Source organism: Claveliimonas sp., from assembly GCF_037273965.1.
Lineage (GTDB): Bacteria > Bacillota > Clostridia > Lachnospirales > Lachnospiraceae > Claveliimonas > Claveliimonas bilis.
In genome coordinates this window covers 1-13,807 of sequence record NZ_JAYAZJ010000021.1, presented here as the reverse complement: position 1 = coordinate 13,807, position 13,807 = coordinate 1, and the positions used below count along the sequence as shown (strand labels likewise).

General features: G+C 43.9%; 17 protein-coding genes. 6 read left to right on the top strand and 11 right to left on the bottom strand.

Annotated elements, in window-relative coordinates; translation table 11 throughout:
- On the bottom strand, window positions 1-839 hold an 839-nt coding region (locus WJ238_RS00570; RefSeq protein ID WP_337605865.1), incomplete at its 3' end, for a signal recognition particle protein.
- 23 nt (window positions 840-862) lie between these two features.
- Window positions 863-1,207, bottom strand: coding sequence for a YlxM family DNA-binding protein (gene ylxM, locus WJ238_RS00565; RefSeq protein ID WP_230106381.1), 345 nt, complete (start codon window positions 1,205-1,207; stop codon window positions 863-865).
- A 382-nt stretch (window positions 1,208-1,589) separates the two neighbouring features.
- Here ylxM and WJ238_RS00560 point away from each other — a divergent pair, with 382 nt between their 5' ends.
- The 3 genes from WJ238_RS00560 to WJ238_RS00550 all read left to right on the top strand — a co-directional run bounded on the left by WJ238_RS00560 (window position 1,590) and on the right by WJ238_RS00550 (window position 2,687).
- Window positions 1,590-1,826, top strand: a complete 237-nt coding sequence (locus WJ238_RS00560) for a chorion class high-cysteine HCB protein 13 (protein ID WP_230106382.1) — start codon at window positions 1,590-1,592, stop codon at window positions 1,824-1,826.
- Window positions 1,827-1,951: 125 nt separating this feature from the next.
- Window positions 1,952-2,446, top strand: a complete 495-nt coding sequence (locus tag WJ238_RS00555) for a hypothetical protein (protein WP_337605864.1) — start codon at window positions 1,952-1,954, stop codon at window positions 2,444-2,446.
- Window positions 2,403-2,687, top strand: coding sequence for a hypothetical protein (locus tag WJ238_RS00550; RefSeq protein ID WP_230106384.1), 285 nt, complete (start codon window positions 2,403-2,405; stop codon window positions 2,685-2,687). Before WJ238_RS00555 ends, WJ238_RS00550 begins: the two co-directional genes overlap by 44 nt.
- A gap of 19 nt (window positions 2,688-2,706) precedes the next feature.
- Here the strand turns inward: WJ238_RS00550 and WJ238_RS00545 are convergent, their stop codons facing one another.
- Window positions 2,707-3,180: an acyl-CoA thioesterase gene (locus WJ238_RS00545; protein ID WP_230106385.1), complete on the bottom strand. Its 474-nt coding sequence runs from the start codon at window positions 3,178-3,180 to the stop codon at window positions 2,707-2,709.
- Window positions 3,181-3,297: 117 nt separating this feature from the next.
- Between WJ238_RS00545 and truA the strand changes: the two genes are divergently transcribed.
- Window positions 3,298-4,032: a tRNA pseudouridine(38-40) synthase TruA gene (gene truA / locus WJ238_RS00540; RefSeq protein ID WP_337605863.1), complete on the top strand. Its 735-nt coding sequence runs from the start codon at window positions 3,298-3,300 to the stop codon at window positions 4,030-4,032.
- Window positions 4,033-4,101: 69 nt separating this feature from the next.
- On the opposite strand, the gene WJ238_RS00535 is transcribed toward truA, so the two are convergent.
- The 3 genes from WJ238_RS00535 to WJ238_RS00525 form a co-directional block, all read right to left on the bottom strand.
- Entirely contained in the window at window positions 4,102-5,379 is a 1,278-nt protein-coding gene (locus WJ238_RS00535; protein WP_337605862.1) for a YjiH family protein, read from the bottom strand.
- A 72-nt stretch (window positions 5,380-5,451) separates the two neighbouring features.
- A complete protein-coding gene (locus tag WJ238_RS00530) occupies window positions 5,452-6,528 on the bottom strand; it encodes an iron-containing alcohol dehydrogenase family protein (protein ID WP_337605861.1) in 1,077 nt (358 codons plus the stop codon).
- The gene (locus WJ238_RS00525; protein WP_337605860.1) at window positions 6,525-7,703 is read right to left on the bottom strand and encodes a pyridoxal phosphate-dependent aminotransferase; all 1,179 of its coding nucleotides are present in this window, start codon (window positions 7,701-7,703) and stop codon (window positions 6,525-6,527) included. The genes WJ238_RS00530 and WJ238_RS00525 overlap by 4 nt, the downstream gene beginning before the upstream one ends.
- A 114-nt stretch (window positions 7,704-7,817) precedes the next feature.
- On the opposite strand from WJ238_RS00525, the gene WJ238_RS00520 reads away from it, so the two are divergent.
- Complete coding sequence (locus tag WJ238_RS00520) at window positions 7,818-8,663, top strand: MerR family transcriptional regulator (protein WP_337605859.1); 846 nt, start codon at window positions 7,818-7,820, stop codon at window positions 8,661-8,663.
- Between the two features lie 15 nt (window positions 8,664-8,678).
- On the opposite strand, the gene WJ238_RS00515 is transcribed toward WJ238_RS00520, so the two are convergent.
- From WJ238_RS00515 to WJ238_RS00505, 3 genes are read right to left on the bottom strand one after another with little or no spacing between them, the layout of a single operon-like run.
- The gene (locus tag WJ238_RS00515) at window positions 8,679-9,257 is read right to left on the bottom strand and encodes an HD domain-containing protein (RefSeq protein WP_337605858.1); all 579 of its coding nucleotides are present in this window, start codon (window positions 9,255-9,257) and stop codon (window positions 8,679-8,681) included.
- An 18-nt stretch (window positions 9,258-9,275) separates the two neighbouring features.
- Window positions 9,276-9,680 (bottom strand): secondary thiamine-phosphate synthase enzyme YjbQ, encoded by a 405-nt coding sequence (locus WJ238_RS00510; RefSeq protein WP_337605857.1) that lies wholly within the window; start codon window positions 9,678-9,680, stop codon window positions 9,276-9,278.
- A 17-nt stretch (window positions 9,681-9,697) separates the two neighbouring features.
- Complete coding sequence (locus WJ238_RS00505) at window positions 9,698-10,555, bottom strand: patatin-like phospholipase family protein (RefSeq protein ID WP_316269551.1); 858 nt, start codon at window positions 10,553-10,555, stop codon at window positions 9,698-9,700.
- A 183-nt stretch (window positions 10,556-10,738) separates the two neighbouring features.
- Here WJ238_RS00505 and WJ238_RS00500 point away from each other — a divergent pair, with 183 nt between their 5' ends.
- Window positions 10,739-12,373 (top strand): ABC-F family ATP-binding cassette domain-containing protein, encoded by a 1,635-nt coding sequence (locus WJ238_RS00500; protein ID WP_256193993.1) that lies wholly within the window; start codon window positions 10,739-10,741, stop codon window positions 12,371-12,373.
- A 54-nt stretch (window positions 12,374-12,427) separates the two neighbouring features.
- Here the strand turns inward: WJ238_RS00500 and WJ238_RS00495 are convergent, their stop codons facing one another.
- Both WJ238_RS00495 and trpS read right to left on the bottom strand, forming a co-directional pair.
- Window positions 12,428-12,937: a hypothetical protein gene (locus WJ238_RS00495; protein ID WP_337605856.1), complete on the bottom strand. Its 510-nt coding sequence runs from the start codon at window positions 12,935-12,937 to the stop codon at window positions 12,428-12,430.
- 26 nt (window positions 12,938-12,963) lie between these two features.
- Window positions 12,964-13,807, bottom strand: an 844-nt coding sequence (gene trpS / locus WJ238_RS00490) for a tryptophan--tRNA ligase (protein WP_337605855.1), incomplete at its 5' end; no start/stop codon positions are given.

Here is a 13,807-nt window from a genome sequence, read left to right as displayed (position 1 = left end):
AGCTTTTCTCCCATACCTACATAGAGAATCGGTTTCCCGGTCACCGCCTTAACAGACAGCGCCGCACCGCCTCTTGTGTCACCGTCCAGTTTTGTAACGATCACACCATCTATTCCAATTTTCTGATTAAATTCTTCTGCTACATTAACCGCATCCTGTCCGGTCATGGCATCAATGACAAGAATCGTCTGATGTACTTCTACCGCTTCCTTGATTTCCTGAAGCTCCGCCATCATGTCCTCATCAATATGAAGCCGTCCTGCCGTATCAAGGATCACCAGGTTATTGCCGTTTTTCTGCGCATGCTCCAGAGCTGCTTTGGCGATATTGGAAGGCTTGTGATTTTCTCCCATAGAAAAAACTTCCACGCCCTGCTTTTCTCCATTGACCTGCAGCTGTTTGATAGCAGCCGGTCTGTACACGTCACATGCTACAAGAAGAGGTTTCTTCCCTTTTAATTTATATTTTCCCGCCAGTTTTGCGGTAGTTGTTGTCTTACCTGCCCCCTGGAGACCAGCCATCATAATAACAGTAATGGCGCTTCCGGGCTGGAGCTTGATCTCAGTTGTTTCGGAACCCATCAGAGAAATCAGTTCCTCATTTACAATCTTTATCACCATCTGGCCGGGATTCAGACCGTTCATCACATCCTGTCCGATGGCTCGCTCCTGGACATTTTTTATAAAATTCTTTACGACTTTAAAGTTTACGTCAGCGGCAAGAAGAGCTCTTTTGATCTCCTTCATTGCCTCCTTGACATCATCCTCTGTCAGCCGGCCTTTGCTCCGCAAATTGCGGAATACGTTCTGAAGTTTTTCTGTCAAACTGTCAAAAGCCATTCTTTAACTCCTCTATATTAATACTACAATTCCTCTATGATCTCTCTTGCGATCGTCCGGATACTGGATACCAGTTCCTGATTTTCTTTCTCTGTATGCTGCTCCAGAATATGATCCATTCTCTCTATCTTTTCTTTTATAGAAAGAAACTTTTCTACCAGATGCAGCTTTTCTTCATACCCCTGCAGTGTCTTGCTGCACCGCTTAACCAGGTCATGAACTCCCTGACGGCTGATCCCTGCATCGGAAGCAATCTCACCCAGGGACAGATCCTCAAGAATAAACTGTTCATATATCTCTTTTTGGTGACTGGTTAGCAGCTCACCGTAAAAATCATACAGCAGCGCCTGTTCTAGTATTTCATTCATTTTTTATCACCTGTGTCATCATATAATAATTCTCTTGTGGTGTCAAGCATTTTTTCTTGACAGATTAATATTAGTCTGAATCCGGCAGAAAAAATATATAGTCCTTGCTTCATATTGTCTGATATGTTATATTAAATATAGAAAAAGGGAAAGCCATAGAAACGGCTACCCTTGACAATGAACTAACTGTTATATTCAACAGCCGTCACTATTCGCAGTAGTGGCGGCTATTTCTTTCCCTTGGAGATCTCATAAATAAGACCAACAAGCGCAACAATGAATATTAGAAGCTGAATCAGATCAGTTTTTTTATTTTCTCTTTCACACTTTTTTCTCCCGGGCATATGATGTACTGTAAACAAAATATGTTGGAGGCTATCTTATGAGCGATTTATCATGCGGATGCGATTCAGGAGTACGTTCCGGCGGAGGCTGCGGATGTGGAAATACATTTGGAGGAAACAGCTGTATCTGGATCATTCTTCTTCTGTGCTGCTGCGGCGGCAATGGTTTTGGAAGAAGCGGTGACTTTGGCTGCGGATGCGGAAACGACAGCTGCCTGTGGATCATCCTTCTCCTGTGCTGCTGCGGCGGCTTTGGCGGAAACGGATGCTGCTAATCTGTCAGAGAGGGGACAGCTGCGGCTGTTCCCTCCTGCATTTAGTAAATGACGCGCTTTCTTGCTGCATATCCGTTTTTCTTTCTTCATATACATAGTTACAACGCCACGCAAAGGTGGGTCATATGGAAAAACATCCTCCTCTACCCATGACTCCTTTTGACATACTTACCAGTTCTACTCAGCTGCAGATAATGAAGCTGATGCTTCCGTATACCCCGCCTGGCATCCAGCGGATGCTGGCCTTCTATATTAAATTTCTGGAGCTTAAAAAAACTGCAGAGTATTTCGGCCTCTTCGGCTCTGTTTCCCAGAGGGATACTTTCTCTAAATCTTCTGCTTCTGTCACGGAAATTCTGGAAGATGTAAGACCTTATCTTGGAAAGGACGCCGAAACTATCGATATGCTGCTGTCTGCCATGAGTATGATGGATATGATGAAAGATATGGATATGCCTGATTTTTCCGGTGCAGATATGGGCGACCTTTCCGGCGTCATGCAGATGATGAATGCATTCCAGAATACATCGGAAAGTGAAGATCACTCGAACGAAGATCAGGAAGGAGATGATGAAAATGACCCAGGAATGGCTGAACCACCCGGCGATGAAAGATATTGATCCCGTCAAACTGGAACTCATCAAAACCGCTGCACAGCAGACCGCAGGGAAATCCGGAAATTCTCTTGCGGCAGTTATGATGGCTTTGATCACTTCCGCCGGGAAACGAGGCATCCAGTTTACCCCGGAAGAAACATCACTGATTCTGGAAATTCTGAAAGAGGGACGTTCGGATGAAGAAAAGAATCAGATTGACACTATGGTAAATCTTGTTATGACACAGATGCGGAGAAAAAAATAGGGCCTTTAAAGACCCTATTTTAAAATCCCTCTTCTTTTCTCATTTTGCGCATCACCCTTCTTTTGGCTCCGCTTTCCCATTCCTGTTCTTCTTCCTCTGTCTCGAGGATCAGTTTCGGGACAGGTGTGGGGTGATCGTTCTCATCCAGCGCCACCATGGTAAAATAGGCACGGTTGATCAGTGTCCTTTCCCCATTTAAATGTTCCACACAGGAATCCACTTTCACCTCCATGGATGTATTTCCCACATAAGTAACCTTTCCTGTGATCACAACTACATCTCTTTGGTAAGCACCCCTTAAGAACCGCAGATTATCCACAGATGCAGTGATTACATTTTTTCTTGTATGACGCTTTGCCACAAGTCCCGCAATTTCGTCCATCCACTGCATCAGAATGCCTCCGAAGAGACGCCCTGCTGCATTTAAATGATTGGGCCTTACCATGTGCACAGTCTCCGTCAATGATTCTGATACCTTTCTGCTTTCTGCCATAGTTTCTATTCTCCATTCTGATTTTTATACTTTCCAGTCACTGGACAGTATACCAGAAAATCTGCTATACTAAAACTGATTTTTCAAAATAATTACCGGAATCCGGAGGGTGACGTTATGCGTAATATAAAACTTACAATCGAATATGACGGAAGCAGATATCAGGGTTGGACACGCCTTGGCAAAAATGAATCTACAAATACGATCTCTAATAAGATCATTGAAGTAATACAGAAAATGACAGGCGAAACGGTGGAACTTTTCTGCGGCTGCAGAACGGAGACAGGCGTCCACGCTTACGCGCAGATTGCCAATTTCAAAACAAATACCGAAATGAAGGATTACGAAATCCAGCATTATCTGAACCGCTATCTTCCTATGGATATTGCGGTTATCCAGGTGGAAGATGTTCCCGAGCGCTTTCATTCACAGCTCAACGCCAGATCAAAAATTTATGTATACCGTATGACCATCAACGATGTGCCAAGTGTTTTTGACCGAAAATATACATTTCACTGTTTCCGTATGCCGGACAAAAAAGCCATGCAGCAGGCTGCTCTTCTTTTGACCGGCCGTCATGACTTTAAGAGCTTTTCTACCGTAAAACAGACTAAGTCTACAGAACGGGAAATCTATAAAATTGAAGTCTATGATGATGGGGAAGAAATGCAGATCACCATTCACGCTGACGACTTCCTTCACAACATGGCAAGAATGATCATTGGCACACTTCTTGAAATCGGTCTCGGCACGCGAAAAAAGGAAGATATCGAAGAAATTTTTGCCGGACGGCAGTCCGCAAGCCTTCCCTGTGATCCAAAAGGACTTTATCTTCAGGAAATCCGTTATTAATTTCATAACAAACGACTTTATTTAGCATTTTATAAGAAGAACCATGCATAAACTGCATGGTCCTTTTTTCTAATAAATTAAATTTGCAAAAAGTACAATCAAAGGAATGGCAATGAGTGTCCTTTCCAGGAAAATTACAAAAAGCTTCCAGAAGTTTAGCGGAACTTCGCTTTTGATCACAACTGTTCCCACTTCTGTCAGATAAATAATCTGCACAAGGGAAAGTACTCCTATAATAAACTTTGTTTTTACTGCAACCTCTGTACCCGCAATTAGAAGAGCAGGAATAAACATATCCGTAAATCCCACAAGCGTTGCAGGAGCCACTGTAAATGCATCCTGTACGCCAAACAGCTGCAGATACAGTCCCATAGGATAGGATATCCAGTCAAAAAACGGCGTATAAGTAGCAATCATCAGGGCAATCACTCCCCAGGAAGCTACTATGGGAATGAGATCAAACAAGGTTCCCATCATAACTTCCAGCCCACTGGATGCTACTGTTTTCCCATGAAATTCAGAGGCTCTTTTACAGCTGGATTCCAAAGCGTAGGCCAGAATCCCTTTACTTTCGTCCCGATCTTCTGCCACTTTCTTTCCCGTCGCCTCCCGGTAGGTGTCAGGTATGGTACGTATAGGCGGTATCCTGGCTATAATGACTGCCAGGGTCATTCCTACCAGACAGATGCAAAGATAAAAAACAGGAAAATTAGAATCCAGTCCAATCGTATTTGCTACCATCAGACAGAAAGGAACGGATACCAATGAAAAATTAGTCATAATATAGCCCGCTTCTCTTTTGGTATAAAATCCCTTCATATACTGCTCTCTTGTTAAAATAACTGCTGCATTAGCCGCCCCGAACCAGGAGGCAATCAGATCCACCGATGCCCTTCCCGGCACATGAAATAGTGGCCGGACAATGGGGCGTGCAATTACCCCTAAGAATTCCATAATTCCACAGTCGGTCAGAAATGGAAGGACAAAGCTGAAGGCGATCAAAATGCAGAACAATGTACCGCAAAGGTCAATGATCGTTCCACCTGTATCTGCTGAAGTGACAACTTCCGGCCCTACTCCCATCACAACCATAACTCCTACACAAGCCCCGATAATTTTGGAAATCAGATATAAGGGCGTGGTGCAGAATGCCTTGCTCAAATACCGGTTCTTCCTGATAAACTCTGGTTTGAATGCATAATCAAAAAGGCTGAAAGCTGCCGATACAACAAGGAGCGCCATAATCATATAGGGAAGTGCACTTCCAAAAAGAGTCTGCAACCATACTTTTACAAAATCAAGAAGCGTAGTAAAAGATTCTTCATAAGGGATTGGTACTAGAAACATCAGTACACCGAAAGCAGATCCTAATATGAATTTTAAAATATTTTTTCTGTTTATATATGTGTTTTCCATTTCTTATCCCAACTCCTCTACGACTTTCATACCTTCAAAAATCATATCCTCTGTCACAGCATATGGGATATGCTCCATATCAGGACCTGTTACTGTTTCTTTCAATACCTCTTTTAAATACTCCCGGTCAAGAGGAACTCCCATTTCCTTCAAAGTAGACAAAATGCCTAATTGCTGCATAAATCTTTTTACTTCCTTCAGCCTTTCCATATCCTGATCTACCGCAAGCTGCACCAAAACCCCATATGCGACCACATCGCCATGAAGATATTTTTCTTCAAATCCCGGAATCAGAACCAATCCATAGTAAACTGAATGGGCAATGGCGCAGTTGTAATCGTCTACAACCATCAAAGACACCATGCCTGTGCTTACAATATTGGCAAGCACTGCCTGCTCAAGCGCAAAAGATACTTTATGTTCCCTGCAGTCGTTTAGAGCCTGGACGCCATGCTCTAAAAGGGGACCATAGCAAAGATTGCTGATCTCTCTGCCCATAAAAGAGCTGTGTTCCAGCTGGTCACCCCGTGCCGAAAAGTGGCATTCAAAAAATTTTCCGATGGTATCTCCCATCCCTGCTCTAAGATAAATAAATGGGGCTTTGGCAATCACAGATGTATGGATAAAACAGTGTCTTGCCGGTCTGTCAAAGAAATAAAAACTGTCAAAGTTACCATCCTCTTTATAAACAACAGACAGTGCTGTTGTGGCTGCACAAGTAGCCGCAATTGTGGGAAATGTGAAAACAGGGAGACCTGCTCTTGCTGCTGCCCCCTTTGCTGTATCAAGGGCTTTTCCACCTCCCAGTCCAAATATCATATCTGCTTTTTGTTCTCTTGCATACACAGCCCAATGGTCGATGGCTCCATATGTACAGTCTTTGCCAAATACGACCTCATCTACAATTTCAAGGCTGCTTCCTTTTATGGCATCTTTCAACAGCCCCCCTGCTGCCGCCATCGCTTTTTCTCCTCCAATCAGAAGGATTCTGCTGCCATGAGGTGCGCAAACAGGAACAACTTGTTCATATGCATCCTCTCCAATTGTATAGTTTGCAAAAAATACTGAATATGATTTCATGATAATAACTCCTGTAATTTTGCCAGACGGCTGATTGCTTCATCAATGGTTTCCTTTTCCCTTGCGAAATGCAGCCGGATCAGATGATTGACTTCCTCTTTAAAGAAGCTGGATCCCGGCACTGCCGCCACTTTAATATTTCGAATCATCCATTCACAGAATTCAAGATCCGTATATCCCTGAAACTGTGGAAGATCCAAAAACTCTTGAATGTCTACCAATACAAAGTAAGTTCCCTGGGGCACATTATGCTTAAGACCGATCCGATCCAGTCCTGCCAGAAAATACTCTCTTTTTTCTGTATATACTCTAAGCAGCTCCTCATAATAGGACTCCGGAAATGTAAGCCCTACGACTGCTGCCTCCTGAAGCGGTGCTGCCGCCCCCACTGTCAGAAAGTCATGTACCTTTTTAGCGGCCTCTACTACTTCTTCGGGCCCGATCAGATATCCCAGCCTCCATCCGGTAATGGAATACGTCTTAGAAAGAGAATTACAGGTAATTGTATGCTCATACATTCCAGGAAGAGAAGCCATACAAGTATGATGGTAAGGCGCATATACCATATGTTCATATACCTCATCTGTCACAACAAAGGCATCATACTTCACTGCCAGATTCCCAATCTGCATCAGTTCTTCTCTGGAAAATACTTTCCCGCATGGATTGGATGGATTACAGACAATGATCGCCTTTGCCCCTTCTTTAAATCCTTGTTCTACCAAAGAAATATCAAATGCATATTCCGGCGGTACAAGAGGAATATAAATAGGCTCTGCTCCGGATAAGATCGCATCCGCTCCATAATTTTCATAAAATGGAGAAAAGACCATCACCTTATCCCCAGGATTACAGATTGTCATCATCGCGCACATCATAGCTTCTGTGCCCCCGCAAGTTACGACAATTTCTTTCTCCGGATCAATCTTTCGTCCAATTGCTTTTCCCTGCTTTCTTGCAAGCGCCTCTCTGAAATTCTCTGCTCCAAATGTAACAGAATACTGGTGGGGACCCTCGTATGCAGCTTTCGCAAGGGCGTCCATAATTGCCTTAGGCGGATCAAAATCCGGAAATCCCTGAGACAGATTGATTGCATTATATTCATCGCTGATTCTAGTCATCCGCCGGATAACAGAATCCGTAAAAGTTCCGACACGTTCGCTTAATTTTGGCATGCTGTTCATTCTCCTTAAATACAAAATATATACAGGGATCGTTGACTCCCCTGTATGACTTATTTATAATAAAGTATACCGTTACGTTATAGTCAAGAGAGTTGGTGAATAATTATGCAAAAATTTGATATTCCATGCATAAAAACAGGGGAATTTGCCGCCCTTTGCGGCACAAATAAAAGAACCCTTTTTCACTATGATGAAATCGGGCTCTTTTCTCCTGCATATACAGATGAAAAAGGATATCGTTATTACAGCGAGAAACAGTGTGATGTATTTTTTACCATCACCTGTTTAAAAGAATTAGGGATGCCTTTAAAAGAAATTAAAGAATATATTGATCATAAAAATCCAGAATACTTTGAAGAACTGCTTCGTGAACAGCAAAAAAAAGTTGCCGCACAGCTTCGGCATCTTAGCCGTATCCAGACCGTCATAAATACAAAATTAGATCTTGTCCGCCAGGGAAGGCATCTGAAAGATGTCACCCGCTTCTCCGAGGTACACCTGGAAAAGCAAGAGGAAGATGAGCTTCTTATTTTAAGCAGCCCTGTCTTTTCCTCAGAGCATGAACCGGTTTTTTCAGCCCTTTGCAGCCATATCGGTACCTGCAGCAAGTATGACCTGAATTCCGGCCATCCATATGGCGCCATGCTTCCCTGGGAGTCCGTCGTTCAAAAACAGTACGATACCTATGCCTTTTTTTTCACAAAAACTTCCCTGAAACCGGAGGATGTCCCGCCCTTCCTTACTACTCATTTAAAAAAGGCCGGCACGTATGCTGCCATTTATCTGCGTGGCAACTATTATCATGCCGACCAGGCTCTTGCAAAACTTCTTGCCTTCCAGGAAGCTGCTGCTAAAAATCCCGGCAGCTTCTTCTATAAAGAAGCCGTACTGGATGAAATGGCTGTGGAAGAATCCCAGTTTCTGACCAGGATATCTTTGCGACTATTATAATATAGAAATATGCGTTTATATTCCTTTATCATTCCCCGCTGCCTTCATCTTTTCCACTGAATCCTCATAGACTCTTTGGCGAAGTTTCTTCATATAGGGAATATCCTTTGTCTGCTCCTGCCCATAAGTAAGCTGAAGTTCATATTCCAGCGGCAACCAGGTAGATAGATCTGCTTCATTATGCTGAATCAGGGCTTCCAGCTTGTCCATTGCCTGAAGAAGTCTGGATTCTTTTGTTTCCTTCTCTTCTACTTCTTTAAAAATGGAGGAAAGTCTTGCCCTGTATGGTTCCGGGAGCATATCGGCAATCCTCTGCTGTGCCTCTTCTTCTATCTTTTCATCCTCTCTGCCCTTTTCAAAGGCCGGGATATCTCCTGTCAGCGCCTCTCCCATATCATGAAATAAAGCAAGTTCCATCACCCGATTCATATCACAGTCTGGAAATTCGTCTTTTAATAGCCAGACAAAGACCATAAGGCGATACACATGTTCTGCCACGCTTTCCTGCCTTCCGTTGGTTGTCCAGGAATGTCTGGTCTGGCATTTTAATTTTTCAGCCAGAGATAAAAACTGAAGCACTTTTTCTTCATCCATCCTGTCTTTCTTTCCTTCCTAACCTTCCATAATTTTTACATAAAATGTGCGGTTTCTTGGGCCATCAAAATCACAGAAATACAAATCCTGCCAAATACCAAGAAGCAGGTCCCCTTCGTTTAAAATCAAAGTCTGTGAAGGCCCTACCACTGTAGTTTTCATATGGGCATGGGAATTTCCTTCTATATGCCGGTAATAATCTGCATTGGTGGGAAATACCTTTTCAAATCCCTTAAGCATATCATGGACTACATCCGGATCTGCGTTTTCATTGATCGTAAAGCCTGCCGTCGTATGGGGAGAAAATACCACTACAATACCATCCTTCACTCCGCTCTTTTCAATATCTTCCCGCACCATATCCGTTACTTTTGACATCTGCTGCGCGCCTCTTGTGGCAATATGATGTTTATATAAATACATGTTCTTTCCTCCCATATTTATTGTTCCATATATTTCTGAAGTGCGTCATATTCTCTCTTCATCAGACGGTATCCATGTTCATAAAAATGCATCAGTACATCATAGTCCTTCTCCAGCCGTGATACGGTAGGGATCAGCGGACGAAGGACAAAGATCTTTCCTTCCTCCTCCAGGCGTTCCAACATCTCCATTGTCCTGTTGTAGACAACATTGCGCCGGACGATGCTCTTTACCAGCTTCGGGTAGTTCCGGTATGCCCGGCGGTATACTTTTACTGCCGCTTTTGAAGGCATTTTCTTGCGGTATCCCGGATTCCTCGTAAGGATCACTATGATCTTCTCATTTCCGATCTCCATTGCCCGGCGGATCGGAATAGAATCGGCAAGACCGCCGTCCAGATAAGGAACGCCGTCAATATTGACAATAGGACTGATCAGCGGCATACTGCTGGACGCTCTGCAAAGCTTCATCAGCCTGTCCTCATCTTTTCTTTCAGTCATATATTCTGCCTCTCCTGTAATACAATTGGTCGTTACGATCTCACACTCCATCTCCGATGCAAAATAAGTATCAAAGTCAAAGGGGAAGATTTCTTTTGGATAACGTTCAAATACCATATCCATATCAAGAAGGCTTTTTTCTTTTATAAATTTTGCAAATCCATAATAGTAGCTATATTCTTTTTCCTTATGTATCATACAGTCTTTTGTACGTCCCGGTTGTCTGGAAACATAGTCCACGCCATTGCAGCTTCCGGCGGATACCCCTATCACATGGGAGGTATAAAAATCCTTCTCCATCAGGTAGTCCAAAGCTCCAGATGTAAATACGCCTCTGGTGGCTCCGCCCTCCAGCACCATTGTTGCCTTTTCCATATTCATCTCCTCACTTTCCTTTCTCATTATAAACGGATTTCTCCTGAATGGGAACCTTATTTTCTTGCTATTTCCGGTATTTTTTGCTAAGATATGCTTTGTATCGCATCGAGATATGCGCACATCCCCATTCATGGGATTGAAACCTAATTATTAAGGATAATATTAAGGAGACGGATATTTATGATCAGTACAAGTAATGTAACGCTGCGTGTCGGCAAAAAAGCATTGTTTGAAGATGTAAACATTAAATTTACCGAAGGAAACTGCTACGGTCTGATCGGCGCCAACGGAGCCGGAAAATCTACTTTCCTGAAGATCCTTTCCGGGCAGCTGGAGCCTACCAAAGGTGAGGTGATCATCACTCCGGGAGAGCGGCTTTCCTTTCTTCAGCAGGATCATTTTAAATATGATGAATTTCCCGTTCTGGATACAGTCATTATGGGAAATGCCCGGCTATACGAAATCATGAAAGAAAAAGAAGTCATTTATGCCAAAGAGGACTTCACTGACGAAGACGGCATCCGTGCCAGTGAGCTGGAAGCGGAATTTGCCACAATGAACGGCTGGGAGGCAGAATCTGACGCCGCTTCTTTGCTGAACGGACTTGGCATTGACACAGAAATGCATTACAAACTTATGAAGGACTTAAACGGACCGGAAAAGGTAAAGGTTCTCCTTGCCCAGGCTCTTTTCGGCAACCCGGATATCCTCCTTCTGGACGAGCCTACCAACCATCTGGATCTGGATGCTATCGCGTGGCTGGAGGAATTTCTGATTAATTTCGACAATACAGTGATTGTTGTCTCCCACGACCGTTATTTCCTGAACAAGGTCTGTACACAGATTGCCGATATTGACTACGGCAAAATTAAACTTTACGCCGGAAACTATGATTTCTGGTATGAATCCAGCCAGCTTCTGATCCGCCAGATGAAAGAAGCCAATAAGAAAAAAGAAGAAAAGATCAAGGAACTGCAGGAATTTATTTCCCGTTTCAGCGCCAATGCTTCCAAATCCAAGCAGGCTACTTCCAGAAAACGGGCCCTGGAGAAAATCCAGCTGGATGACATTCAGCCTTCCAGCCGCCGCTACCCTTATATCGATTTTCGCCCCAACCGTGAAATCGGAAATGAAGTTCTCACTGTAGAGGGCCTTAGCAAAACCATTGACGGGGAAAAGATTCTGGACAACATTTCCTTCACGCTGAACCGAGAAGACAAAGTGGCATTTGTAGGCGGAAATGAGCTTGCCAAATCCACTCTCTTCCAGATACTGACCGGGGAGATGGAACCGGATGAAGGTACTTACAAGTGGGGCGTTACAACGTCACAGGCTTATTTCCCTCTGGATTTTGGTTCTGAGTTTGATAACGATTACACCATCGTAGAATGGCTGATGCAGTATTCGGAAGAAAAGGATGTTACTTATGTCCGGGGATTCCTTGGCCGTATGCTTTTCTCCGGCGATGACGGAGTAAAACGGGTAAATGTTCTTTCCGGAGGTGAAAAAGTCCGCTGCATGCTTTCCAGGATGATGATCTCCGGAGCAAACGTCCTGATTCTGGATGAGCCTACCAACCATCTGGACATGGAATCCATCACCGCCCTCAACAACGGGATGATGAAATTTCCGGGCGTCCTGCTTTTCTCCTCCCGCGACCATCAGATCGTACAGACGACCGCAAACCGCATCATGGAAATTGTGCCGGGCGGAAAACTGATCGATAAGATCACCACTTATGACGAATATCTGGAAAGTGACGAGATGGCAAGAAAACGCCAGACTTATACGGTGCAAAGCGACGATGAGGATTAAATTTTCCTAAATTAATGACAAAAAATCAAGCCCCTTGGAAATGGGCTTGATTTTTTATTCTTCTGCTTGCAGCACCCGACAGATTTTGTCAAATGCTGCTGCATCTTTTTTCTTCGCTCTGGCCGCTTCGTGTCTGATCCCATTCTGATCTGTAAGAATCAGAACCTTCGTCCCTTTCTCTGTGGCAATATCCTTGCTCCTGATCTCACTTCGCGGCCGGATATAAAGCTTCTCTCTTGTGCACTGCACAATATAATCCCTTGTCACTATCAGCTGAAAGTCGGGAACTTCCAGTGCATCCGGCGCAATCAACTGATTAAAGAACTCTGTTTTATCCCCGGCTCTTTCCAGCTCTTTGTCCATTTCTTTCTGTTCTTTTCGGTTTCTTACTGCCAGAAAAACGCCCAGCGCTCCAAACACTGCTCCCAGCAGGATATTAGAAAATACAGAGATCAAGGCAAGCGCAAGAAAGCTGATCCAGATGATCATTGCTGTGCGCATCTTTTTTGCTTTTTCTTCAATCAGATCATAATACTTCTGCTCTCCCGCTGTCTGTATTGCCATCTCTTTTTCTCTGCCTTTCCGGAATTTTAGCGGATCCTTTCCGGGAATCCTACTTTCTTCTGCACTTTTCTAAGTGTCTTATTTGCAAAATAACCTGCTTTTTCCGCATTTTCTTTTATAATACCGTCAATATATGCCTTATCTTTTTCCAGACGTGCCGCTTCCTCCTGAAGAGGCTTTAACACGGATACGACTGCTTCTCCCACTGCCGGCTTAAATTCGCCATATCCTTTTCCGTCAAATTCCTTTACTACTTCCTCCGGAGTCTTTCCGGTACATGCACTGTAGATATTGATCAGATTCTTGATCCCCGGCTGCTCATCACGGTAAAGGATCTGGGCTTCAGAATCTGTCACAGCTCTCTTGCACTTTCTCATAATAGTATCCGGGTCATCCATCAGATAAATGCTGGCATTGGGGTTTTCGTCTGATTTGGACATTTTCTTAGAGGGATCCTGAAGGCTCATGATCTTAGCGCCCACTTTTCCGATATATGCCTCCGGGATCGTAAATACGTCCCCGTAAATATTATTAAAACGCTCCGCAATATCTCTTGTCAGCTCCAGATGCTGCATCTGATCCACTCCGACCGGAACCACATCCGCCTGATACAGGAGAATATCTGCCGCCATCAGCACAGGATAAGTGAAAAGTCCCGCATTAATGTTATCTGCATGCTTCGCCGCTTTATCCTTGAACTGGGTCATCCGGTTCAGTTCGCCCATATAAGTGAAACAATTGAGGATCCATGCAAGCTCTGCATGCCCGGAAACATGGGATTGATAGTAAATGCAGTTTTTCTTTGGATCCAGACCTGCTGCAATATACAGGATCAACAATGCCCTTGCTCTTTTGCGAAGCACCGCCGGA